The sequence below is a fragment of the Pannonibacter phragmitetus genome (assembly GCF_050510895.1).
GTDB lineage: Bacteria > Pseudomonadota > Alphaproteobacteria > Rhizobiales > Stappiaceae > Pannonibacter > Pannonibacter phragmitetus_B.
Genome location: NZ_JBNINT010000001.1, coordinates 2,526,904 through 2,550,029, shown reverse-complemented (window position 1 = coordinate 2,550,029; position 23,126 = coordinate 2,526,904). Strand labels below are relative to the sequence as shown.

Here is a 23,126-nt window from a genome sequence, read left to right as displayed (position 1 = left end):
CACCTCATGCCGGAACTGACCCGGCGTGTCCCATATCCTCGCGCGAAGCGCAGCGTCATGCCCCTGTATGGCACGGCCGGACGCCGTTGGCGAGCTTCTTGCTAACCATACAGGAGTCCGGAAATACCCCAATCCCCGGCGTCAGTCTGACGAAGAAGTGTCAATAGTTTCCAAAGATTGACGCCACGCCGGCACGCATTCCGCAAGCCAGCGAGAACACAGGAAGCCTCAGAACAGCTCCGGCTCCGGTGCCACGCCAAGCTGCCGGCGGGCGGCGGTGAGGGTATTGGCCATCAACATGGCGATGGTCATCGGACCGACACCGCCAGGCACTGGTGTGATTGCGCCTGCCACTTCGGCAGCTTCTGCAAAAGCAACGTCACCCACGAGCTTTGTTGCTCCTTCCCCATTGGCAAGGTTCGGCACGCGGTTGATGCCGACGTCGATCACGGTTGCTCCGGGCTTGATCCAGCTGCCGCGTACCATTTCCGGACGGCCGACAGCGGCCACGACGATATCGGCGCTGCGCACGACGTCAGGAAGATCCTTCGTGCGGCTGTGCGCAATCGTTACAGTGCAGCTCTCGGCCAGCAGCAGCGCAGCCATCGGCTTGCCGACGATGTTGGAGCGGCCGATGACAACCGCATTGAGACCTGCAAGCGGTGTCTGGAGTGTACGCTTCAGCAGCACGAGGCTGCCAGCCGGAGTGCAGGGCACAAGTGCTGTGTCGCGGGCACCGGTTGCCAGAAGGCCTACGTTGACCGGATGGAAACCGTCCACGTCCTTCTCAGGGCGTATCAGGCGCAGCACCTTGGTTTCATCGATATGGCCGGGCAGGGGCAGCTGCACCAGAATGCCGTGAATGGCCTCATCTTCATTGAGTTGAGCGACCAGTGCGAGCAAATCTGCCTCGGACGTGTCTGCGGGCAGCGTGTGCTTCACCGAATGGAAGCCGCAAGCCTCCGCCGCCCGGTCCTTGTTGCGCACATAGACCTGGCTCGCCGGGTCCTCACCCACCAGAACCACCGCGAGCCCCGGACGTTTTCCGGTTTCTGCCAGAAGCCGGGCTGCCCGGGCGGTGATTTCGTTGCGCACGGAGGCAGCAATCGCCTTGCCGTCGATGAGGTTTGCCTTGCTCATGGGTCACGTCTTTCACAAGCGGCGCGAAAGGCGCACCGGCTGGGTGATTTTGCGCGCACCATAGGCAGCATGCCCCGTGCTGAAAAGAGGTTTCAGGCCAGTTTCCTGTCTTTTTGCCAAAGCCTTTTTGCCAGAACCTTCCAGCTTGGTCAGAGCTTGCGAACGAAGGATGTGAGGCAGGAAATGGCGCAGACGATATGATAGAGTGAGCTTGCTGGTGCAGGCTCTTCCACAAAGCTTCCGTCTGCAAGCCACTTGTCGCGCCACAGGCCCTGGACCGGCACGTCGAAGTAGGTCTCCAGCGCCTTGCCGGCTCTCAGGGCGGAGGCGATTGCCGCGTCACGTTTATCCCCGGTCTGGACGTCAGCAAGGGCAATGCCGGCCTTAAGCCATTCAGTCTGCACCCACAGGCGTGCGACCTTGTCGCAGGGTGTCAGATCCCCATGGAGCTGCATGATAGCCGCGTCACGGGATGGATCGACTCCATATGCTTCTGCAAGGCTGGCGAGCTTTGTCGCAACGGGCAGCACATCGGCGGTCTTTCCGCGCCGTTTCGCCCAGTTCAGCAGCAGCCAGGCCCATTCAAACTGATGGCCGGGCTCTACAGCCTGTATCGACGCGTCCTGCGGCAGAGACCAGTCGAGTGCGAAAAATTCGTGCAGGGCGCCGGTAGCCGGGTCGATGAACCGGGTGAGAGCAAGTGTTACGATCTGGTCCGCCAGATCCTTCCAGCGCATGCCGCCACCGGCATCTTCCATGGCAAGACAGGCTTCCAGCATGTGCATGTGCGGGTTGGACCGGAGAGGTGCCTGCGGTGGATTGGCTTCATGGAACCCGCCACCAGGATGGGCAAACTTGTTGCTCAGCTCCAGCAATGTCCGGTCGGCGCTTGCCAGAAGATCTGCATGCCGGTGGGGGATGGCGTGTCTGCCATGGGCAAGGGCAAAAATCAGGAAAGCCTGATTGTAGAGATCAAAGGTGGTGTCGCGGGTCAGGCCGTCCCAGCTGACGGCATTTACAGCAAGCCGGTTCTCGTCTCTAAAATTATCCAGATAGAAGCAGAGCCCCTTGTGGGCCTGTTCCCGAACAGCTCCCTTGTAGCCGATTTGAGCTCCCTCAATCAGACTGTAGATCTGCCGTGGGGCAACACGCGCCCGCACTATGCCACTCTCTGGTGCCTGGGCAGTGTCGATAGACAATGTTTCGGCAAAACGGCCCGTTTGCGCGTCAAACCCGGCCTGAAGCCAAAGCGGCAGAGCCTTCTCGCAAAGCCAGGTTCGCAGGCGCAGGTCGAGATCTTTGAGTGCGGCGATCGCCGGAGACGTAGAAGCGTAGGATATCACAGCGCAAGCCAGCTCCCTGCGGCGGGGTCTTGTTTGCAGGTTCTCAGTATTTCTACTAGCACAGCTGCTCCCGCAGGGACAGTGCGTGTTGGACCTTTAGGGTCAGACAACCAGACATGAATACTGTCTGATTTGCGGAGGCTTGAAAAGGTGCATCCATCCGCAAATTGTCCGATGCCTCAAAGAGAAGAGTGGTCTGGCCTGCGCCTCAGAACAGTCCTTCCACCTGACCGTCCGCGTTCAGATGAATGTCCAGGGCGGCCGGATGGCGGGGAGGCCGGGCATGGTCATGATGTCCCCGCAGATGGCCACAATGAACCCGGCTCCTGCCGACAGCCGAACCTCGCGCACCGGCAGAACGTGCCCTTCCGGCGCGCCAAGAAGGGCAGGGTTGGCCGAGAAGGAATACTGCGTTTTCGCCATGCAGACCGGCAGGTGGCCATAGCCGCTTTCCTGCCAACGCTCCAGCTGGCGGCGCGCGGCGGCGTCGAAGGAGATCGAGCCTGCCCGGTAGATCTTCCGGGCCACGGTCTCGATTTTGTCCGTCAGGGGCATTTCATCGGGGTAGAGCGGCGCAAAGCGGGCGCTGCCCTCTTCCACCAGTTCCACCACCTTGCGGGCGAGAGCTTCCGTACCCTTCGAGCCTTCCGCCCAATGGGTCGCCAGAATGGCTTCAACGCCAAGATTGCGGCAATAGGCCGTAATGGCGGCAATCTCCGCATCTGTGTCTGAGGTGAAGTGATTGAGCGCTACCACCACCGGAACGCCAAACTGGCGCAGGTTTCCGATGTGGCGCCCGAGATTGCACAGGCCTGCTTCGACGGCAGACACATTCTCGTGGCCAAGATCGGCCTTGGCGACGCCGCCGTTCATCTTGAGGGCGCGGACCGTGGCGACAAGAACAACGGCTGCCGGCTCAAGGCCTGCCTTGCGGCATTTGATGTTAAAGAACTTTTCAGCCCCCAGATCTGCGCCGAAGCCTGCTTCCGTCACCACATAGTCAGCCAGCCGCAGGGCCGTCTGCGTTGCCACAACGGAGTTGCAGCCATGGGCGATGTTGGCAAAGGGGCCGCCGTGGACGAAGGCAGGCGTGTGTTCCAGCGTCTGGACCAGATTGGGTTGGAATGCCTGACGCAGCAGTACGGTCATGGCACCGTCGGCACCCAGATCACGCGCTGTCACCGGGCTGCGATCCGAACGGGTGCCCACCACGATATCACCGAGCCGCCGCTGCAAGTCGTCCAGATCCGTCGCAAGACAAAGGATTGCCATGACTTCCGATGCCACGGTGATGTCAAAGCCCGCTTCCCGTGTCACCCCATTGGCCCGTCCGCCGAGGCCGGTGACAATCGAACGCAGGGCCCGGTCATTCATGTCCATCACCCTGCGGAAAGCGATGCGCTGCGGGTCGAGCCCCAGCGCGTTGCCCCAATGCAGGTGATTGTCGATCAGCGCTGCCAAAAGGTTATGGGCCGAGGTGATGGCATGAAAATCGCCGGTGAAGTGGAGGTTGATGTCTTCCATCGGCACCACCTGTGCCTTGCCGCCACCCGCAGCTCCCCCTTGACGCCGAAGCAAGGGCCGAGGGACGGCTCCCGCAAGCAAATGGCGGTCCTCCGGCCGATCCGCGAGAGGCCATCGCCAAGGCCGACGGTTGTCGTCGTCTTGCCTTCACCTGCAGGCGTCGGGTTGATGGCGGTGACGAGGATCAGGCGGCCCTTCGGGCGGTCCTGCAGACTGGCGATGAATTCGCCTGAAACTTTGGTCTTTGACTTGCCAAAGGGTTCAAGTGCTTCTTCTGGAATGGCGAGCTTTCCGGCAATATCCCTCATCGGCAGCAACTGTGCTGCCCGTGCGATCTCGATGTCGCTCGCCATGTCTGCTTCCTTGAATCAGTCTTGTTCCTCTTTCCTTGGTAGCCTGTCAGAGGCTTGCAGGGGAGAGAGATTTTTGTTTTCGCAGGTTACGAGCTGGCCAAGGTGTCGATCAGCGTGAAACGGCTTCTGCCGGTCGGGTCCTGTGTCAACAGGCCGTGCCCTCCGGCCTGGTCCATGATCTTTGCGGCCAGCACTTCCAGTGGCACTGCTGCTCCGAACAGATATCCTTGCCCCTTTGAGCATCCGGCCTTTTGCAGCAGCGCCTGCTGTTCCAGGGTCTCCACCCCTTCCACTGTCACCTCAATCTTCAAGTCGCGTGCCAGGCCAACCACCGCTTCGATGATCGACTTGCTTTGAGGGTCTGAAGAGAGGGATCGCACGAAGCTCCTGTCGACTTTCAGCTCGTCCCAATCGAACTGCCGCAGGTACGAGAGGGACGAATAACCGGTGCCAAAGTCATCCAGGGCTATCGTCACGCCAAGCTTCTTTAGTCTCTTCAGGGTCGAGATGCAGCGGGCCGTGTCGCTCATCAGAATAGATTCGGTCACTTCCAGCCGAAGCCGCCCTGGCGCAAGCCCGGTGTCCAGCAGGATCTGGCGCACGGTCTCGAGCAGGTCGTCACGCAGGATCTGGGCGACGGACAGGTTCACCGAGACCGGCAATGTACCGAGAACGCGGGCTGCATCCGCGCAGGCCTGCTGCAGAATGGAACGGCCCATATCGACAACCTTGCCTGAGCCTTCGGCTATGGGCACGAATTCATCCGGTCCGATACGCCCCAGCTGAGGATGCGTCCAGCGGGCGAGAGCCTCCACACCGATGATGCGCCCGGTGCCGAGTTCCACCTGCGGCTGGTAAAACGGGAGAATATCGCCGGCCATGATTGCCGGATGCAGATCCGCCTCGATTTGCCGCCGCCGCGACAGGTTGGCCCGCATTCCTGCATCGAACAACTGCACGATCCCTTTGGCCCGGCCCTTGGCAAGGCTCAGGGCAAGGTCGGCGTTGTCCGGGAGCTGCGTCCTGTCCTGAAGCCCTGGGCCATCGACGGCAAGACCGATCGTGGCATCCACCAGCACGGTGCCGTGCTTCATGTGATATGGCTCACGCAGGGCCTTCAGTAGAAACTCAGCCTTCTGGCGGGCATCCTGAAGCCCGTTCTCCGTGCGCAGCACGACGAGAAACTCATCGCCGCCGAAGCGGGCTGCCATGGCGTTTTCCCAAAGCGAAACGATACTGGCGAGCCTCTGGCCGACACCGTTCAGCAAAGCGTCACCTGCCGCGTGGCCGAGCGTGTCATTGACAGTCTTGAATCCGTCGAGATCAATGGCAAGAACGGCAAGTGGGCGGCTGCTCTTGCGCTCCAGTTCACTGCGGAAGAAGTCGTGAAAGGCGAGGCGGTTCGGCAGTGAGGTGAGCTGGTCGTGACGGGCGACGAATGCATGATCGGCTGCCGAGCGCTCTGCCTGGGCCCGAGCGGTAGCGAGTGTTCTGTTCTGCAAGAACAGGCTCGCCAGAAGCACTCCGCCGACGGCGAGAAGCGCATAGGTCAACCAGTTACCTGCCTTCATGGAAGATTGAAGCCGTTCCCGGATACTGTCTGCTTCGACAAGGCTCAGGCTATAGGCTTCACCGCCAATACGGTCGACAGCGGCCTTGACCGGAACCATCCGGTCCATGATTTCGAGCTGTGCGCGAGGATCATCGATCCGGTCGAACAACGGTTCAAGAGCCTCAAGGTCAGCTGTCAGCTGCTCGAACCGGGCAAATCGCTCGGCGGACAGCTCTAGAAACGTCCGGAACTGTCCTGAGCCCCAGGTCTTCACCCGGCCAATCATGATCTGATAGTAGAGTTGCGCCTCATCTGCGGCGGACTTTTCACCCGTCGCAACATAGCGCGCGACCAGCTCGCGCAGGGTCGAGACCTCCAGACGGCCGTTGAAGCCAGTCCAGGCAATATCGTACCGCTTGGCCTGAATGACGGCGCTCTGGTTGGCCGCAGTGATATAAGGCTGGATCACAGCCGCAGCTGCCAGACAAATGAAGAGCAATACAGTTATTCGCCGGAACCACATCGTCATGGCAACAGTCACCGGTAAGAGGGAAGGGCTTGTTACCTGATAGTAATCTGGCGGATCTGCCAGACCGCGCGCGAATAGTAGCTTTCCGTTTTGAGATCAGGTCTGTCACTGAATGGGAAAATCAGGAAAAGGGGACCTTTGTCGGCCACCGGCATGTACTTGCCGTTCTGCCGCGTCGCCAGAAGTCCTTTCGCCTGGATGACGTCCTCAAACGGCATTTGGACGAAGTAGCTGTTGAGCGCCATCACTTCGACCATGCCGCCTTTCACGCCTGCATGGGCCATAAGCTTGGCAAAGGGCACCCCCTCAAAAGTTACCACGCCATCATGCCAGGGCGTCACGGTGGTCATGCTCTCCAGCCCCAGCGCCTCAATTTCGTTCATGCTCATGGAGATGGGTCCAGAGGGTACGTTCCCATCAATCGTGAGGATTGCCGTTTCCGCAGAAACTGTTGATGAACCTTGAATAATTGAGATGAAAAAAACAACGCTGGCAAAAATAGCAGGAAGGAGGCGCATGGGAACTCTCCGCAATATGAATAAAATTAGAGTAGCCTTTTCCCGTCCAAGGCTGGGTAAAGGAAGCTATTAAAATTTTAGGCAATTCGCTTTTTTGACCTAACGTCAGACAAGGCACCTAAAGATAATGCGTGCTCCCAAGGCTACGGCTCAGGAGATTAGGTCAACTCGCTAAGGAAAAGGTAAAAACTGGCGCATAAGGATAAATCATGCGCGCATAACGTGAAAATTGCCGTACCAGCTTGCCGGACGGATGCGGCTCTCACAGTCTCAGGTCTGTCACTCGGGCTCAGACCTGTACGGCTGCCTGCCGCAGCTGCGCGCGTGTGCTGCGCGAAGCCCGGTTGCCGCCCTGATATGTGTTGCGCTCTTCCGTTGGAGTTACGAGAAAGCGTTCCCGGTAGCATTTGGTGAAATGCGAAGTAGAGGCAAAGCCGCAGGCAATTGCCACATCCAGAACAGCCCGCGAAGTGCGCCGCAGAAGGTCACGGGCCGTCTCAAGGCGCAGCTTCAGATAATATTGTCCCGGCGTGCAGTTGAAGTGCCGCCGGAACAGCCGCTCCAGCTGGCGCGGGGACAGGTCCACCGTCATTGCCAGCTGCTGGCAGGAGAGGGGATCTTCGATATGCATATCCATGATGCGGATGGCTTCGAGGATCTTGGCATTTGAAATCCCGGTGCGTGCCTCGATGTCATGGCGCTGTGCACTCTCGCCCGAGCGCATGTTCTGGTAGAGGGCCACTTCCGCCACTTCATGGGCCAGCGCTGCCCCGTGGCGGATGGCGATCAGGCGCAGCATCAAGTCCAGTGAGGCCATGCCACCGCCGCAGGTGATACAGTTGCGGTCGATGGCGAAAATGTCGGACGATACGTCCACGCCGGGAAACTCTTCACGGAAGGACCTGAGGTTTTCCCAGTGCAGCGTGCATCGGCGCCCTTCCAGAAGGCCGTAGCGGGCCAGCAAATAGGCGCCGGTGCAGATGGAGCCGAAGGTGCGCCCGCGCGCATTCAGTTTCCGCAACCGTGTCCCCAGTTCCTTGTCCAGCGGCAGCCGCTCCACATCAATGCCGCTGCACAGCAAGGTAATATCCGCATCGTCCAGCTCGTGGACGCTGTGATTGACGCTGATTTCGCAGCTATTCGAGGCGGCAACCGGCGATCCATCCAGTGAATAGGTTTTCCAGCGGTAGAAATCCCGCCCCAGAACCCGGTTGGCAAGACGCAGCGGCTCGACGACAGAGGTGAAGGCTATCATCGAAAAGCGGTCAAGGAGCACGAGGGCAATGGTCTGCCCCTCAACATCTGCTCTGTGTGGCTGCGGACCGGAATAAGACATGGAACGCGGCACCCGTAACTCTGGAAGATTATGTATTTTCCAGTATGGAGCGCTATCATTGGTTCGTCTGTCAATGAAAATTTACACAAGCCCGCCACCGCGGAAACCATTCTTGGAAATTGCCGCCGATTAGATTTTTTATGCCAAAGGCATTTTCCAGGGCGCTTGTTGCTTCATATCAAGGCAAGGAAAGTGGTAGGTGATACGCCACAATAGCCCGTGTCTTGCCGGTGAGGGGCGGCCCTCTCTCATGCGCAAGTGCGGGCCGCTCCAATGGACCGGCCGTTGACGTGATGTGTCGCGGCGTAACATGACTGGACCGCCATGAACGTTCTTGCCAAACCCGCCGACCTGGAAGCTGTCGCAGGCCCGAGCGCCTTCGTGCAGGAAGTGACGGAGGTCAAGCATTACACCGACCACCTGTTCAAGTTCCGCACCACGCGGCCTGCCGCTTTCCGTTTCCGCTCCGGCGAATTCGTGATGATCGGTCTGCTGATTGACGGCAAGCCGCTGTACCGCGCCTACTCCATCGCCAGCCCGTCCTGGGATGAGGAACTGGAGTTTTTCTCCATCAAGGTGCCGGATGGCCCGCTGACGCAGCATCTGCAGAAGATCCAGCCCGGTGACGCGCTGCTTCTGAAGAAGAAGCCGACCGGCACGCTCGTCAACGACGCCCTGACGCCGGGCAAGCGCGTTTACATGTTCTCCACCGGCACCGGCATTGCACCTTTCGCCAGCCTGATTCTGTGACCCGGAAACCTATGAGAAATTCGATCAGGTCATTTTGACCCACACGTGCCGTGAAGTTGCAGAACTGCGCTACGGCGAGGAACTGGTCGAGGCCACGAAGAACGATCCTCTGATCGGTGAACTCGCCAGCGAGAAGCTGGTGCACTACACGTCCGTCACCCGCGAGGACTTCCCGCGTCGGGGCCGCATCACCGATCTGATCGAGAGCGGCAAGCTCTTCACGGATCTCGGCGTGCCGCCTTTGGACCCGGCCATCGACCGCGGCATGATCTGCGGCTCCATGGAAATGCTGCGCGACACCAAAGCCCTGCTCGAAAAGGCCGGCCTCAACGAAGGCGCCAACAACAAGCCCGGTGAGTTCGTCGTGGAGCGGGCATTCGTAGGCTGACATCAGATCCGATGGGTTTAACTCATCGGGATCTGCTCAACCCATGTGAGGCATGAGGCATTTCAAGGCATCATGCGCCTGCCTCTCACAGCTTTGGGATAGGGTATTCTACCGGAATGCGTCCGGCCCGGTCAGGGCCGGACAAAGAATGCGGGTACGCGGTAGTTCGGCAGCTTCTGCAAGCTGAGTCCTGCCGCTGCGCCTCCCGCAGCTCTCAGGAAGCCGTCCACCGCATTGGTGGCTCCTGCAACTGCGTTATAGTCATCAACGAGGACCAGCCCACCCGGCACGACCCGTTCAAAAAGCTGCTCCAGCGCAAAGCGTGTCGGTTCCCCCACATCCATGTCGAGATGCAGCAAAGATATGCGAAGATGCGGGTGGCGGGCCAAGTAGTCCGGCAGGGTCTGGAACACGTTTCCTTCCACCAGATCCACATTGCCGATCCTCTTTGCCTCAAGGATTGCGGCCAATTCGGCTTTTGCCAGTCCCTTGCCTGCCTCCGTCTCGAATTTCTCGATGAACTTGTGGTCCGATGGATCAGACAGCCCCTCTGCCGGAAAGTCTCCGAAGGCGTCGAAGCCGATGATGCGGCGCGAAGCCTCTGCTTCAAGCAAGGCGCGGAATTGGGCGAATCGGATCAGTGACAGACCTTTGAACACACCAAACTCCAGCACATCTCCCGGTAAGCCTATGATCCTCTTGTAGAGCTCGTAGTGGGCCAGCATCTTGTTGAGACGGCTTGGGTCGGAGAACCAGTAGAAGCCATTCTCGTAATCCCAGACTTTGCCGGGCGACAGGCCCTGTATGCTGTCCGTGCCCTGTGTCATCCACCTTCTCCCCTGGCATGTCTGTTGGTGACCGGAATGTCCGGGTGCATCTCAAGGCCAGAATCGTCAGATGCCAGATGAGATTACGCCGGGCTGGCCGGTTTTCCCTATGTTTTTCCCTGTATGTCGGGGTGTGCTCACCTAAGCTATCCTAGGCCGTGGTGGACAGTGATTCCACTGCTCCGGCAGCGGGCGAGACGGGAAAGGTGCAGCAATGGCGGTCTGGGACAGGTTTTCTATCGTGCCCGCAGCCTTTGCCATACGCGAGCTGCCGCAAGAAATTGCCCCACGCTCAGTGCCGGAAGGCATCAGCAATGCGGACGACTGGATCATCTTTCGGGGTGGCGGGGAGATCCGCGTCTATGACCGCATCTGCGATCACAATGGTGGGCGCCTGATCTTCAACAACGGCCGCGTCTCCTGTCCCATGCACGGCTGGGAACTGGATCCTGCCTCAGGGCGCTACAAGAATGTCGAATGTACCAAGGTGCCTCTGGCTGTGGTTGCAGATGGTTCAGCCTCAGCTGAACCGGTGCGTTTCGCCCTGAAGTCCATGTCGCGTTCACTGGCAGGATATTCAAAGCCTCTGCCGGTCGAGATTGAGTTTCTCAACCACGCCTGCCTCATCATCCGTACGGAAGGCTTGAGCTTCGCTACAGATCCTTGGTTGCTGGGTCCTGCTTTCTGCAATGGCTGGTGGCTGGCATTGCCCACGCCGGCCGATGCGTTTGAGAAAATCAACGCCTGTGACTTTCTTTACATCTCTCACAATCACCCGGACCATCTTCACCGTGAAACTCTGGAACGCGTGCGCAAGGACATGCCGGTTCTAACGCCTGCTTTCGATAGTGGGTCGACCGTCCGCTATCTGGAGGAGCTGGGATTTGTCAGCATTCTGGCAGCTCCCTTCGATGCCGCTTTGCGCGACGATGCGGCAGAAATCTCACTTTCGGTGCTGAAAAGCGGAGATTTCCGTGATGATAGCGGCCTTCTGGTGGAAATTGGCAGTTTCAGTGCCCTGCTGGCCGTCGATGCCAATTTCATCGACTTCTACCGCTTCCCGGAGGGGCTGACCGTTTTTGCGTCGTCCTTTGCCAGTGGTGCGAGCGGCTTTCCCCTCTGCTTCGACAACTACGATGAGAGGGAGCGTCAGCAGATCATCGTCCGCAATCGCAACACGGTCAAATATCTGGCATCTCAGATCCTCGAGAAAACGTCTCCCGCTGCGTTTCTCCCTTATGCAGGGTTCTTCTCGGAAGCCGCGCCGCGGGACAGTTACATCAAGGAGCATAACCGGAAAAACGCGGTTTCTGACTACAGCGACATCTGTGAGGATCGGGGTGTCCGGCTTCTGGATGTGACCAAGGACACGCGGTTTTTGTTCGAGGGGCGGAACTTCAAGGCAAGCCTGCCCCGGCATGGGGCCGTTCTGGATCAGGCGCCAACGCAAGCCTATCTTGCCGCGCCACCTCCGGGCGGGGAAGCGCTCGATCCAGTTGAGGTGTCCGCTTATTTCCTCGGATCAGGCTACGCCAGGCCGCTGAACCTGCTTGTCCGCCTGACCGATGATGATTTTGAAGAAGGAGAGGAGGCCTTTTTCTGTCTTTTCGACGAAGAAGGCCCGAGAAGCGTCACGCCAATCGTCCGCGCGGACTATGAGGCTTATCTTCTCAGCCTCGACCGGTTTCTGTCCCTGCGCATCCGCCGTAGCGAGTTCATCCGGGTCATCCGGCTCGGACTGCCCTGGGAGGATCTGTCGATCGGTTTCCAGTGCAGGGTGAAGCGCCAGCCCAATATTTACCATTCAGAATTCTGGTATCATTTTTCGAATGTCTACGTGAACAACAGGGTCAAGCGTGCCTCGCTCGCGTGCGACGCCTGTATCAACATTCAACATGAATTCGTGGTGTGAAACGGATGGAACAGGACACGAGACGTAACGAATGGAACGCCGCCTATAACCGTGGCGATAACTTTCTTTTCTACCCCAATGAGGAAGTGATCCGTTTCTTCGCCCGTCGCGTTGCCAAGCGTTCCGGGCTGGAAACAGTGCAGTACATGAAAGGCTTTGGCCCTGGTTCCCGTATTCTGGACTTCGGTTGCGGCCTCGGCCGTCATGTCCGCCTTGCGCTGGATCTGGAGTTGGATGGCCGGGGCATTGATCTGTCTGACAAGGCAATTACGGCTGGCCGTCGCTGGCTTTCTGCTGCTGGCTATACGGATGCAGAAGAGCGGCTTGTTTGCGGCGACGGGCGCAGTTTGCCATTCGAGGATGGCTTTTTTGATGCCGCCGTCTCCCACGCGGTTCTCGATTCCATGCCCTTCGAGCATGCCAGAGCGGCAATGGAGGACATTGCAAGGGTGATGAAGCCCGGATCCCTTTTCTATCTCGATCTTATCAGCCCGGAAGACAGCGAGCTTCAGGATCAGGGATTTGCCGGGGAGTTGACTGTCTCCAAAGACCATGAGTTTGGCACGGTCCAGAGCTATTTTAATCCAGACAAGATTTCCCGGCTGCTGGAGGGATGGTTCCAGTTACAGGAGCTGGTGCTGGTCCGGCGCAGTGTGTTGACCGGTCCGGCGCACGCCTCCCGTTATCATGTGGTGGCACAGCGCATGGTACCAAGGCTCTGAATTGCTGATGCATCACGCCTTGAAAAGCTAGAAGCCGGGCATGAGTGCCTATTGCCCGGCGCTGTAGAAATGCTTTTGCAGCGGGGCGTCCCAAAAGCCGGCACCACTCAGGATCTCGACAAAACGGGATGCCGAATTGCCTTGCCCGAAGCTGCGGTCGGAGGCATAGCGCTGGCCCCATCTGTTGGTCAGGAAGTCCGCGATGGCCTCGCGGTCGAAGGCAGAGGCTTCCGTAATGGCGGGCGCCACTGATCTGTTGAGCTGCCGTGTTCCGAGATTGAGGCTGGGGATGCCAAGGAACGGCGCTTCGCGCACACCGGCGCTGGAGTTGCCGATAATGGCTGCCGCATTCTTCATGAGCTCGGAAAAATAAGCAAAGCGCATGTTCGGCAAATGCCGGAAGCGCGTCGGGTCGAGCTTCTCGATTTCGGCAAAGATATCCTCTGAGCCGGGATCGTTGTTTGGGGAAATGACGATGAAGTTGCGGCCGCTTGCCGACAACGCAGCGAACAGGCTCTGCGCCTGTTCGCCGATCGTGTCCCGCTCCGATGTCACCGGATGGAACACGGCAATTCCGTATTCCGTGAAGGGAATGGCGTAGCGCCGGCGCACTTCATCCAGAGTGACGCCGGAGGGGCCGCCATGAAAGTCCAGCTCCGGCGAGCCGATATTGAAGACCGTCCCCGGCTCCTCGCCAAGCGTCAGAACGCGCGTGCGGGCAGCTTCGGAACTGACAAAGTGATACGTGCAGAGCTTGGTGTTGCAATGCCGGTAGACCTCGTCAATCGTGCCTGACACCTCACCGCCTTCAATATGGGCACAGCGGATGTAGTTGGTGGCGCAGACAAGAGCCCCGGCAAGGGCTTCGATCCGGTCGCCATGCACGATGGTCAGATCCGGCCGGTTCTCATGCACCCAGTCCGAAAGGCCAAGGATTGTCTTGGACAGGATGATGTCCTGTGGGTCGCCCAGCCGCTGGTTTATGAACTCGTGCTTGATCACGCCAGGCAGCCGCTGCACCTCGTTGCGGGTGAGGCCGTATTTTTCCAGCATATGCATGCCTGTCACGAAGAACGTCACCTCGTGGCCTGCATTCCTTGCGGCGATGGCGAGAGGCTCCAGCTTACCGAAATCGGCTCGGGTGCCAGTCAGAAACAGGAGCCGTCTGGCGGTCATTGGCCGGGCTCCAGATCACTCCAGCGCAGCTGCTGATTGCGCTTGACCGCTAGCGTCAGCTTGCGCCCGATGATCTCGTCAAACCGCGAGACAGGAATCTCGCCATTGCCCGGCCGCCGCGCCCAGATGTCGGTTTCAGTGATCACATGGCCTTCCGGCAGATCCCGGTCTGCCACAACAGATCCGCGGGCGAAGCGGTAGACGTCTTCTTCCGGTGCCGTGCGCTTCTTTTCGTTGTGAAGCGCAATATGGATCTCCCGGGAGCGCTCGATCAGAAACCGCAGTTCGGATGGGTCCATGGAGCAGGAAATATCCGGTCCCTTGCGGTAGCGTGTGTCGGTGAAGTGCCGCTCCAGAATGCAGGCACCCAGCGCCACGGACGCCAGCGCCATTTCCGGGCCGATGCTGTGATCGGAGAAGCCGACAACTGCATTGGGAAATGCCGCCTTCAGGTCTGTCACACCCCTGAGGGATACGATCTCGGGCGGGGAGGGATAAAGGTTCGTGCATTCCAGCAGGGCATAACCAATGCCAGCCTTGTCGAGAATCTCGACCGACGGGCGGATGCTCTCCAGCGTCTGCATGCCTGTGCTCATGATCACTGGCTTGCCGAAGCCGGCGATATGCCGGATCAGAGGCAAATGATCACACTCACCACTGCCGATCTTGAATCCGGGCACATCGATTGAGTTCAGGAAATCCGCAGCGGCGCGCGAAAACGGCGTGGAGATGTAGATGAGGCCGAGGCTTTCCGTATAGGCCTTTAGCTCTTTCTCTGCCTCCAGCGGCAAGGCGCAGCGGCGCATCACCTCGAAGATGGAGACATCGGCATTGGGCGGAAAGATCTCCCGGGCCTCATCGGTCATCTCGTCTTCGACGATATGGGTCTGGTGCTTGATCATTTCGCAGCCGCTCTGCGCTGCGGCACGCACCATGGCTTTGGCGGTATCAAGACTGCCGCCGTGATTGATGCCGATCTCGGCAATAACCAGCGGCGGGTGGGATGGGCCAATGTCTCTGTGAGCTATTTTCACGTCAGTTATCCCTTCGCCATCAGGTCTGCGCAGCGCTGAAAGTCTTCGGCCGTATCAATGTCCTGAGCCTCGTCTGTTGCAACCGGCAATACGCGGATCGATTCAGCGGAAAAGTTGCCTTCGGCGATGAACTGCGCCGCGTCGAAAACATACAGAACACCATTGGGCCTGATCAGAGACGGCAAGTCCTGCCGGTTCGCAAAGCAGAAGTCTGGAGAGACCAGCGGCACGAAGCGGTCTCCATCCGCAAAACCCCACTTAAGCACGGCGGAGTTTGCCGGAGACACGCTCATGACCATGCTGGCTCCGCCCTCCTGGAAAAGGTCGATGCCCTTGCGCACGGTCTCGGCCTTGCGCAGTGGTGAGGTGGGCTGCAAGAGAACGGCGAGGCCTGAGGTTACGCCGGCGGCAGGCAGCAACTCCCGCAGCACCTCTGCCATAGTGGTGCTGTCCCTTGCCAGTTCCTGCGGGCGCCGGACGCACTCGACCCCCGGGGGCAGGTCATGGGCAAAAATCTCGTCGATATCTGTGCTGATAATGACACGGTCTGCTCCAGCGGCAACCGCAGCATCGACGCTATGCCGGTAGAGCGGTTTGCCAGCCAGCAGCCGTATGTTCTTGCCCGGAAGTCCCTTTGACCCGGCTCTTGCAGGAATGATGGCGGTGACTTGCGCTGACGCTGCCATGTTGCCTCACAGCTGCAGGCGCTTCATGCGCTTTTCGGAAGAGAATGATGACTTCCAGTGCTCAAGCCTCTCGACAAGTCCCGGAATCAATTCAACGACAGCCTGTCCGGGAGCAAGTTTTGTGTAGGTCGTATCCTGGAACCAAGGGGCAACTTCCTGACCAAAGAGATAGTGATGGATGTTCTCACCAAAGGTCCAATGGGGAATACCGTAGCATCCAGCGATATCTGCGACGCTTGTGTTCACAGTCACGATAAGATCGCAGCAATTCGCGAGCGCTGCTGCGTCTTCAATATTGTTCATCTGATCAATATCGCTAAAATGGACGAGGTTTGCTCCTCGTCCTTGCTGCAGATATATGATTTCACGCTCAAGATAAGTGTATTGCAGATTGACAAAGACAATGTCTTCGACCTCCACAATCGGTGCAAAGTCCATGACAGACAGGTAGTTCTTTGAGCGGGCAGGGGCGAGCCGGCTGGAGCGCCAGGAGATACCGACGACAGGCTTGCTGTCAGCATCAGGAATTTTGCCGTAGAGTTCCCTCGATCGTTCGAGGTTCACTTTGAACACGGGGTGCCTGGTCTTCTGGAATGACTGCAGGTCTGGACGGATATGCCGCGGAAGGTCGGCTGAAGAGATCTGAAAGTCGTAGTCGTCCGAAGTTGAGGTCAGCCCTGGCGTCTCGAATGTGGGAGTGCGTATGACGGCATCCGGGAAGCTAAGCCTGAAAGGAGCCAGCAGTTTTTGCGGTAATTCGATGATCACCTTCCCCGCCACGTCCATGATGTCTTGAATCAGCGTACCATAGCGAAGGCAATCGCCAACACCCTGATCATTCCAGATCATGATCGTCTTGCCGGTCAGGTCGGAGCCATCCCACTCAGGCTTGTTGAATTTCCGGTTGAGACATGACGCGATGTTGGCTCTGAAACGTGCACCGTAGTGTTTCCAGCCATTTTTCAGGTCTCCTGCACCAAGATAGGCGAGAGCCAGATTCCATTCGATATTGGGCTGGTCGTTGTTGCTTTGCGCCAGTGCCTTTTCCAGAAGCTGGATCCCCTCTTGAGGCCGGTCCAGTTTCAGCAAAATGATCGCGAGTGTCACGTCCACTGTCGGTTCGTGCGGGGCCGCAGCGGCTGCTTCAGCATAGGAAAGCGCCTCCAGGGGCTCCCCGAGCGCAAACAGCACGCGCGCCATCTCGTGCATGAGTTCGTGATCGCCGGGGAATTTGTTGACGGCTTCCCGCAGTTCTTCGTGGGCAATATCGAGCTGCTCGGCAGACATGCGTGAACGGGCACGTTGCAGCCAGATGTTCGGATTGTCAGGAGCAAACTGAACCGCTTTGTCGAAGAATTCAACGGCTTCGGCGTGCCGCTTCTGATCCCGCAGCAGAACCCCATAATTGCGGTATGCGTCGCCGTAATTCGGGTGGTCTACTATGATTTGCTTGAAGATCTCTTCAGCTTCCTGCTCCCGGTCCAGTTTGGTCATGGCCACGGCACGCAGGCTTTGCGCCTCGGCAAGTCCGGGATTCAGCGCCACGGCCCGCTCGGCTGCAGCCAGCACTTCCGCGTGGTTCTCTGCGCCAATGTCAGACAGGGCGCGTGCCAGATTGGCATGGTAGGGAGCGCGGTCGGGGGCGAGGCTGATTGCCTTGCCGATAAACTCGACAGCCCGCTTGGGGAAACCCAGCTGCCGGTAGCAGACGCCAAGCAGGTGATTGGCATCCGGAGATGATGGGTTTTTCTTCAGGACGGTTTTGTAGAGCCGCTGTGCTTTCTCGATTTCACCAGCCTGCTGCAGGGCCACGGCCTTGCGCATTGTCTCAAGTGTCGTGTTCGCGGCGTTTGCCGGCTTGAAGCTCATTCGTCCATCCGCTGACTTCGGAGAATCACTGCCCAAAGTCTAGCAAGAAAAACTCGCGAATGGGTGAGCTGCCCGCATTCGCCTGTTCTGACACTGATTTGCCTTTGGAAAGATCGCAAAGGCAAAGGCTCGACGCAAACAGGCAGGCTCGTGGAGCCTGCCTGCCGTTTTTCCGGAAGATGTCTTCAGGCTGCCTTGGTGGCGGCCGCCGCAATCTTCTGCAAGTTCTGGAAGAAGTCGCGCACATCATTTCCGATTTGCGCCGAGCAGCTCTTGAGGCCATCGGCCGCAACCTGGAAGTCTGCAGCTGCGGTGCCCGTCTGGGCGATAGCACCGGCCACTCGGTCAACGTTTCCAGCCAGAGACTGCGAGCCAGAGGCCGCGCTCTGGATGTTTGACGAGATCTCGCGCGTCGCAGCGCCCTGTTCTTCCACTGCGGCTGCAATGGTGGCAGTCATATTGTCGACTTCCTTCACAGTGTCGGAAATCGCATTGATCGACTTCACGGCGTTCTGGGTCGCCGACTGAATGGCGGAAATCTGGGACGAAATCTCTTCAGTTGCCTTGGAGGTCTGGTTCGCCAGTTCCTTCACTTCTGCTGCCACAACAGCAAATCCGCGTCCGGCTTCGCCAGCGCGCGCTGCCTCGATGGTCGCGTTGAGCGCGAGAAGATTGGTCTGTTCTGCAATCGCCTGAATGAGGCTGATGACGTCACCGATCTTCTGGGCAGAATCCGACAGGCGCCCGACTTCGGCGGAAGTCCGGTTCGTTTCGCCATTCGCCCGGCGCGCCACATCCGAAGCACCGGTGATCTGGCGCGAGATCTCGGCGATGGAACTGGACAGTTCTTCCGTCGCGGCGGCAATCATCTGAATGTTGTTCGTCGTCTGTACGGAGGAATGCGCAGCTTCGGAGGCTTCAGTCGTCGCTGATACGGACATGTCCGAGAGGGAGATGGCTTGGCGGGTCACCTTTTCCGCGCTGTTGCCCACCTCTGCCATGGAGGCGTCCACCTTGAGCTTGAAAGAATCTATGGCACGACCGATCTCACGCGCCTGTTCCTGTTGCTGCTCCATCAGGACTTCCTGATAGGTGGAGATTGCTAAGTCGAGGTCAAACAGGACTGCCTTGTTGAGCGCCTGCATGGCAGTCAGCGCCTTGCGCTGTGAGAAGCGGTGCTTCTTGAGGATAATACTGACCAGCTCGTTCAGGACGTACTGATATCCGGCGATATACCACTTCGGCTCCAGTCCGATGCGCACATGCGCGCGGCCAATCCGGTCGATGCTCTCGAAATAATCCCGGTCAAACCGGCCGGAGAACAGTTTGGCCCAGTGTCCGCCTTGGGCCTTCTTGAGCATATCCTCACGATTGCCGACGAGGGCTGCCATCTTGGGCTGCGACTTGATATGAGAATAGAATCCGTCAAGCACTGCAGGCAGTGCTTTCTGGACGAAAGGCCAGAGTTCCGTAAGGGTCGACTTCGTCTCCGCGTCAATCCTTGCGAAGCTCAGACGGCTCCTCATTTCCTCATCGCTGTTTAGCATGATCATTCCCCGATTTCGTTACGATCAGGGTAGGCAACGCCATTGAAGGAAGCGTTAATCCGCGACAGTAATGGTTGGAAGAGATCAACTTTTGCAAGCACAAGTCAGAGAAAAAACGTTTCTTCTATAATGACTTCGCAAAATTACCTAGGGGAATTCGGCGTCTTTTTGCTGCTTGCGTTGCGCCGGAAGTAAGGTGCTTTATAAATACTGCAGCCTTGAGTTGGCTTTACGGCCTGCAAACAACCTGCAAACATTAATCAGGAGAATGGTGGGCGATGCAGGGATTGAACCTGCGACCTTTCCGGTGTGAACGGAACGCTCTCCCGCTGAGCTAATCGCCCGCCGCTGTGCAGCGTGGATCGGCTTCTATGACATTCTTTGAACCGGCGCAAGAGGGGCATGCGCAAGAATTTCTGGGTTTTGAACAGGCCGGTCAGTGTGGTCCCGTGCTGATGCCGAGTGTGTCAATCGCAGCTGACAGTTCCGAAAAGCTGGAAATCACCCTGTCTGGGCACAAATCTGCCACCGGGACGCTGGCGTAACCGAAATCGACTGCAATGACAGGGATTTGTGCCGCCCTTGCCGCAGCGATATCGGTTGCCGTATCGCCGATCATGATTGCCTTGCAGGGTTCTCCGCCCGCCCGCCGGATGGCGCCGAGCACCGGCAAGGAATCCGGCTTGGGCCGTGGATATGTGTTGCCGCCAACGATGGAGCCGAACAGACTGGTCAGGTGCAGCTCATCGAGCAGCCTGCGGGCCAGGTTCTCTGGCTTGTTGGTACAGATTGCCAGCCGCCAGCCTCCGCCAGCCAGCGTCTCCAGTGTTTCGGGGACACCTTTATAAGGACGGCTGAATGCGGCGATGTTCGCCTCATAGTAGTCGAGGAAGTCAGCCCGCATTTTATCCAGCGGGGCTTTGGCTGGATCTGCGTCATGAAAGAGCAGCCCGAGCCGGATCAGTGCCGCCGAGCCGTTGCCAGCTTGTGGTCTGGCAAGCTCCAGCGGCACAGGGCCGTATCCTGCCCCAGCGAGCGCTGCATTGAGAGCTGCCACCAGATCTTCCGCCGTATCGGCCAGTGTTCCGTCCAGGTCAAATACGAGCGTGGCCAAGCGAGGGCCTCCCTGTCACATGCCGCAGCTGATTCTCGGCACATTCTGCAACTTGCAGCGGGCAGGCGTCTGCTGTCAAAGCTTGTAAGCTGTCCTGAAACCGCCCCAATGGATACCGTTCACAGTGATCGGCGCGTCGACCTCCTGCAACCATACGACGTTACCATTCCCCATATCACGCGCATAAGACTGTACAAGTACGGGTCTTGTGTTGCGCGCAGCGCTCAGGCCCGCCCTGTCGTCGAAAATGCGCTTGTTCCGGCAGTTTGCCGCATTCCAGACCGGATCATCCGGCCGCTGTGGATGTGAGTAGGCTTTGTTGTGCACCGGCAGATAGCCGTTCCGGTCAATCGCCACACAGAATGTCATTGCCGTATCTTGCGCGAGTATGGCGTCCTGGATCTGCGGCAGTATCTGTTCCAGTTGCGCAAGCGCGCGGTTGCTGTGTTGAGGCGGATTGGAGCCTTGGATGATTTTGTAATCGGTGTCGAACAAAGCGTCCCGCGTGAGCCGCCCGTTTTCGAGAAGCTTCTCCATTGCCTCGCTGATCCTGGCGGCCCCTTCCTGAGCCCGTTGGACCGCTGACGCATTCCTTGCCTGAATGCCATGGATAAGCTTGTCGAGGGCTGCTGCCGTCATGTCGTCCATGCGGGAGAACTGGCAGTGCAGGCCGTTGTCACTCCTGTTGACGATCCGCAGATCGATCTGGCCCACGCCCTCAAGTGAAAGGCGGGCGCTGGCGGGGGCAGTAATGTGCGCGCCGCTGCCTGTCTTCAGCAGAACACCTGCATGGGAAATGTCGCGTGCTTCGACAGCCGTTGTTTGTCCGGCCAGGGAAAGCGTGCCGTTGATCCGGCAGGGCAGGCGGTCTTCGACGCGCCGGTCGCCAGCGGGGCTCTGGCGCAGCATCATCGTGAAGCGTGGCCCCAGCGCCGAAACCGAGGCTGCCATCTTGCCCACGGCACCGTGGACGCTGGTTCCGCTTTCTTCGGCGAGGGAGACAGAGTTGTTGATGGTGCTGATGCGTTTGCCAACCTCATCGATGAAGGCCGCCGTCTGGTTGGCCCTCTGGCTGATGTCAGCGGTGGTTGCCACCTGATCACGGATCGCATTCTCGACTTCGGCAAAGCTCGGACGCAGTTCAGCGACGGCGTCAATGATGCGGCTGACCGATGAGGTGCTCAAATCCGCCGAAGCCTGAAGCCGTTCGATCTTGCTGACGATTTCTTCCGTGGCTTTCTGCGTTTCCACCGAAAGCGCCTTCACTTCGCTGGCAACAACCGCAAACCCCCGTCCGGCGTCTCCGGCGCGCGCCGCCTCAATGGTCGCGTTCAGCGCCAGAAGGTTGGTCTGTTTGGCAATGCCCGAGATCAGCCGCACAACATTTGCAATATCCGAGATTGCAGCCGTCAGCTCCAGAACCCCCGAGTTAGCCTCGGTCGCGGCACCTGTGGCGTCCTGCGCCAGTTGGCCCGAGCGTTCGACCAGTGATCCAATCTGTCCGCTGGATCCGGCCAGTTCTTCGATGGATGCCGCAAGCTCCGACATCGTACCGGTCGCCTTGCCAGCTTCTGATTGCAGGTCCAGCGCATCCACACGTATCGTCTTCAGCGCATCCTGCTGCGAAGAAAGAAGTTTTCTCAAGTCTTCCGTCTCTGAGAATACCTGTGCAGTTGCCCTGCGCAGGTCCACTTCAATCATATCGATTGCGTTAGCGATCCGGCGTCTGGTCTCGTTCTGATCTTCGTGTGTATCTCTCAGTGCTTCGACTTGAATCTGCTGCTCAAGTTCATCCCTTGCCTCAGGCTTGGGAGGCTTTGAAAAGGAGAGGGAACTGAACTTCGAGCGCATTTTATTGTCCTGGACATGCCGAATGTCCAACGTTCGCAACGTCATCTGAACGGCTGGTTAATTTCCGGTGCCGCTTTGCAACTATTCTCCCCGGAGGAAGCTTGGCCGGACAGACTTCGGCTTTGCCCTGGGCATGCCGGCATGCTAATCACGCGCACAACATGCGGCTTCGGCCGGGGGCGCCGCCAGGAATGCCTCTTCCTGCCGCCGCCCATGGGTTTTCAACGATTGCCGGAAGGGACAGGATGAGCGACGAGTACAAGCGCCAGGCCGCCGAGCGGGCTATGGAAGAAATCCGTGACGGCATGAAGGTCGGCATTGGCACTGGGTCAACCGCAGAGCATTTCGTCCGCGCTCTTGGGCGGGCAGTCCGCGCCGGACTCAAAGTGACTGGCGTGCCGACATCAGAGCGCACTGCGGCGCTGGCCCGCGAGGAGGGCATTCCGCTTTCCACTCTGGAAGACATGCCCGTGCTCGATGTGACCGTCGACGGCGCAGACGAGATAGATCCGGACATGGCCCTCATCAAGGGCGGTGGCGGTGCCTTGCTGCGGGAGAAGATTGTCGCAGCGGCATCCGGCAAGATGGTTGTGATCGCGGACAGCGGCAAGCTGGTGGAGCGTCTTGGAAAGTTTCCGCTGCCTGTCGAAGTCGTTCCTTTCGGGCTTGGCGCCACCCGCATTGCCGTGCGCGCTGTTCTTGATGGTCACGGGCTGGCTGGGGAACTCTCGCTGCGAGGCGGTGAGGAACATCCTTTTGTCACAGATGGCGGTCACTACATTCTGGATGCTTCGCTGGGAGCCATTCCGGATGCTGCGAAATTGGCCGCTGACCTGAATCTCATACCTGGTGTCGTTGAGACCGGCCTGTTTATCGGGCTGGCAGCCAAGGCCTATGTGGCCGGGCCACAGGGTGTGGACGTCATAATGAAAGATTGAAGAGCTGGCTGCGGTCA

At 58.7% G+C, this 23,126-nt stretch carries 16 protein-coding genes, 1 tRNA gene and 2 pseudogenes; 4 read left to right on the top strand and 15 right to left on the bottom strand.

Annotated features, from left to right (window positions below; all coding sequences use genetic code 11):
* Window positions 1-228: 228 nt before the first annotated feature.
* From folD to ACQB61_RS12025, 6 genes and pseudogenes are all read right to left on the bottom strand, one after another.
* Window positions 229-1,140: a bifunctional methylenetetrahydrofolate dehydrogenase/methenyltetrahydrofolate cyclohydrolase FolD gene (folD, locus tag ACQB61_RS12050; RefSeq protein ID WP_430512800.1), complete on the bottom strand. Its 912-nt coding sequence runs from the start codon at window positions 1,138-1,140 to the stop codon at window positions 229-231.
* Window positions 1,141-1,289: 149 nt separating this feature from the next.
* A complete protein-coding gene (locus ACQB61_RS12045) occupies window positions 1,290-2,483 on the bottom strand; it encodes an AGE family epimerase/isomerase (RefSeq protein ID WP_430512799.1) in 1,194 nt (397 codons plus the stop codon).
* A 208-nt stretch (window positions 2,484-2,691) separates the two neighbouring features.
* Window positions 2,692-4,360: pseudogene (locus ACQB61_RS12040) on the bottom strand (formate--tetrahydrofolate ligase).
* Between the two features lie 86 nt (window positions 4,361-4,446).
* Window positions 4,447-6,381 carry a putative bifunctional diguanylate cyclase/phosphodiesterase gene (locus tag ACQB61_RS12035; protein WP_430512798.1) on the bottom strand — a complete coding sequence of 645 codons (1,935 nt, stop codon included), beginning with the start codon at window positions 6,379-6,381 and terminating at the stop codon, window positions 4,447-4,449.
* 92 nt (window positions 6,382-6,473) lie between these two features.
* Complete coding sequence (locus ACQB61_RS12030) at window positions 6,474-6,959, bottom strand: molybdopterin-dependent oxidoreductase (protein ID WP_430512797.1); 486 nt, start codon at window positions 6,957-6,959, stop codon at window positions 6,474-6,476.
* Window positions 6,960-7,248: 289 nt separating this feature from the next.
* Entirely contained in the window at window positions 7,249-8,295 is a 1,047-nt protein-coding gene (locus ACQB61_RS12025; protein WP_430512796.1) for a GlxA family transcriptional regulator, read from the bottom strand.
* Window positions 8,296-8,619: 324 nt separating this feature from the next.
* Between ACQB61_RS12025 and ACQB61_RS12020 the strand changes: the two are divergent.
* Window positions 8,620-9,433 (top strand): annotated as a pseudogene (locus ACQB61_RS12020) (ferredoxin--NADP reductase).
* A 131-nt stretch (window positions 9,434-9,564) separates the two neighbouring features.
* On the opposite strand, the gene ACQB61_RS12015 reads toward ACQB61_RS12020, so the two are convergent.
* The gene (locus ACQB61_RS12015) at window positions 9,565-10,260 is read right to left on the bottom strand and encodes a TylF/MycF/NovP-related O-methyltransferase (RefSeq protein WP_430512795.1); all 696 of its coding nucleotides are present in this window, start codon (window positions 10,258-10,260) and stop codon (window positions 9,565-9,567) included.
* 214 nt (window positions 10,261-10,474) lie between these two features.
* Here ACQB61_RS12015 and ACQB61_RS12010 point away from each other — a divergent pair, with 214 nt between their 5' ends.
* On the top strand, window positions 10,475-12,172 hold the full coding sequence (locus ACQB61_RS12010) for a Rieske 2Fe-2S domain-containing protein (RefSeq protein ID WP_430512794.1): 1,698 nt from the start codon (window positions 10,475-10,477) through the stop codon (window positions 12,170-12,172).
* Window positions 12,173-12,177: 5 nt separating this feature from the next.
* Entirely contained in the window at window positions 12,178-12,894 is a 717-nt protein-coding gene (locus ACQB61_RS12005; protein WP_430512793.1) for a class I SAM-dependent methyltransferase, read from the top strand.
* 48 nt (window positions 12,895-12,942) lie between these two features.
* On the opposite strand, the gene neuC is transcribed toward ACQB61_RS12005, so the two are convergent.
* From neuC to ACQB61_RS11965, 8 genes are all read right to left on the bottom strand, one after another.
* Window positions 12,943-14,070: a UDP-N-acetylglucosamine 2-epimerase gene (neuC, locus tag ACQB61_RS12000; protein WP_430512792.1), complete on the bottom strand. Its 1,128-nt coding sequence runs from the start codon at window positions 14,068-14,070 to the stop codon at window positions 12,943-12,945.
* Window positions 14,067-15,104 carry an N-acetylneuraminate synthase family protein gene (locus tag ACQB61_RS11995; protein WP_430512791.1) on the bottom strand — a complete coding sequence of 346 codons (1,038 nt, stop codon included), beginning with the start codon at window positions 15,102-15,104 and terminating at the stop codon, window positions 14,067-14,069. The genes neuC and ACQB61_RS11995 overlap by 4 nt, the downstream gene beginning before the upstream one ends.
* A 5-nt stretch (window positions 15,105-15,109) precedes the next feature.
* Window positions 15,110-15,790 carry a cytidylyltransferase domain-containing protein gene (locus ACQB61_RS11990; protein ID WP_430512790.1) on the bottom strand — a complete coding sequence of 227 codons (681 nt, stop codon included), beginning with the start codon at window positions 15,788-15,790 and terminating at the stop codon, window positions 15,110-15,112.
* Between the two features lie 6 nt (window positions 15,791-15,796).
* The gene (locus ACQB61_RS11985) at window positions 15,797-17,659 is read right to left on the bottom strand and encodes a tetratricopeptide repeat protein (protein WP_430512789.1); all 1,863 of its coding nucleotides are present in this window, start codon (window positions 17,657-17,659) and stop codon (window positions 15,797-15,799) included.
* Between the two features lie 185 nt (window positions 17,660-17,844).
* The gene (locus ACQB61_RS11980) at window positions 17,845-19,206 is read right to left on the bottom strand and encodes a protoglobin domain-containing protein (RefSeq protein WP_430512788.1); all 1,362 of its coding nucleotides are present in this window, start codon (window positions 19,204-19,206) and stop codon (window positions 17,845-17,847) included.
* Between the two features lie 269 nt (window positions 19,207-19,475).
* Window positions 19,476-19,550, bottom strand: a tRNA-Val gene (locus ACQB61_RS11975).
* A 92-nt stretch (window positions 19,551-19,642) separates the two neighbouring features.
* A complete protein-coding gene (locus tag ACQB61_RS11970) occupies window positions 19,643-20,320 on the bottom strand; it encodes an HAD-IA family hydrolase (protein WP_430512787.1) in 678 nt (225 codons plus the stop codon).
* A gap of 75 nt (window positions 20,321-20,395) precedes the next feature.
* Complete coding sequence (locus ACQB61_RS11965) at window positions 20,396-21,964, bottom strand: methyl-accepting chemotaxis protein (RefSeq protein ID WP_430512786.1); 1,569 nt, start codon at window positions 21,962-21,964, stop codon at window positions 20,396-20,398.
* A 452-nt stretch (window positions 21,965-22,416) separates the two neighbouring features.
* On the opposite strand from ACQB61_RS11965, the gene rpiA reads away from it, so the two are divergent.
* Window positions 22,417-23,109, top strand: coding sequence for a ribose-5-phosphate isomerase RpiA (gene rpiA / locus ACQB61_RS11960; RefSeq protein ID WP_430512785.1), 693 nt, complete (start codon window positions 22,417-22,419; stop codon window positions 23,107-23,109).
* The last annotated feature ends 17 nt before the right edge of the window (window positions 23,110-23,126 follow it).

Bases quoted from the DNA above. Each gene is read 5' to 3' on its own strand.
- neuC (WP_430512792.1), bottom strand. From the start codon at position 14,070: ATGACCGCCAGACGGCTCCTGTTTCTGACTGGCACCCGAGCCGATTTC.
- ACQB61_RS12025 (WP_430512796.1), bottom strand. From the start codon at position 8,295: ATGTCTTATTCCGGTCCGCAGCCACACAGAGCAGATGTTGAGGGGCAG.
- ACQB61_RS12030 (WP_430512797.1), bottom strand. From the start codon at position 6,959: ATGCGCCTCCTTCCTGCTATTTTTGCCAGCGTTGTTTTTTTCATCTCA.
- ACQB61_RS11980 (WP_430512788.1), bottom strand. From the start codon at position 19,206: ATGCTAAACAGCGATGAGGAAATGAGGAGCCGTCTGAGCTTCGCAAGG.
- ACQB61_RS11990 (WP_430512790.1), bottom strand. From the start codon at position 15,790: ATGGCAGCGTCAGCGCAAGTCACCGCCATCATTCCTGCAAGAGCCGGG.
- ACQB61_RS12005 (WP_430512793.1), top strand. From the start codon at position 12,178: ATGGAACAGGACACGAGACGTAACGAATGGAACGCCGCCTATAACCGT.
- folD (WP_430512800.1), bottom strand. From the start codon at position 1,140: ATGAGCAAGGCAAACCTCATCGACGGCAAGGCGATTGCTGCCTCCGTG.
- ACQB61_RS12010 (WP_430512794.1), top strand. From the start codon at position 10,475: ATGGCGGTCTGGGACAGGTTTTCTATCGTGCCCGCAGCCTTTGCCATA.
- ACQB61_RS12015 (WP_430512795.1), bottom strand. From the start codon at position 10,260: ATGACACAGGGCACGGACAGCATACAGGGCCTGTCGCCCGGCAAAGTC.
- rpiA (WP_430512785.1), top strand. From the start codon at position 22,417: ATGAGCGACGAGTACAAGCGCCAGGCCGCCGAGCGGGCTATGGAAGAA.
- ACQB61_RS11985 (WP_430512789.1), bottom strand. From the start codon at position 17,659: ATGAGCTTCAAGCCGGCAAACGCCGCGAACACGACACTTGAGACAATG.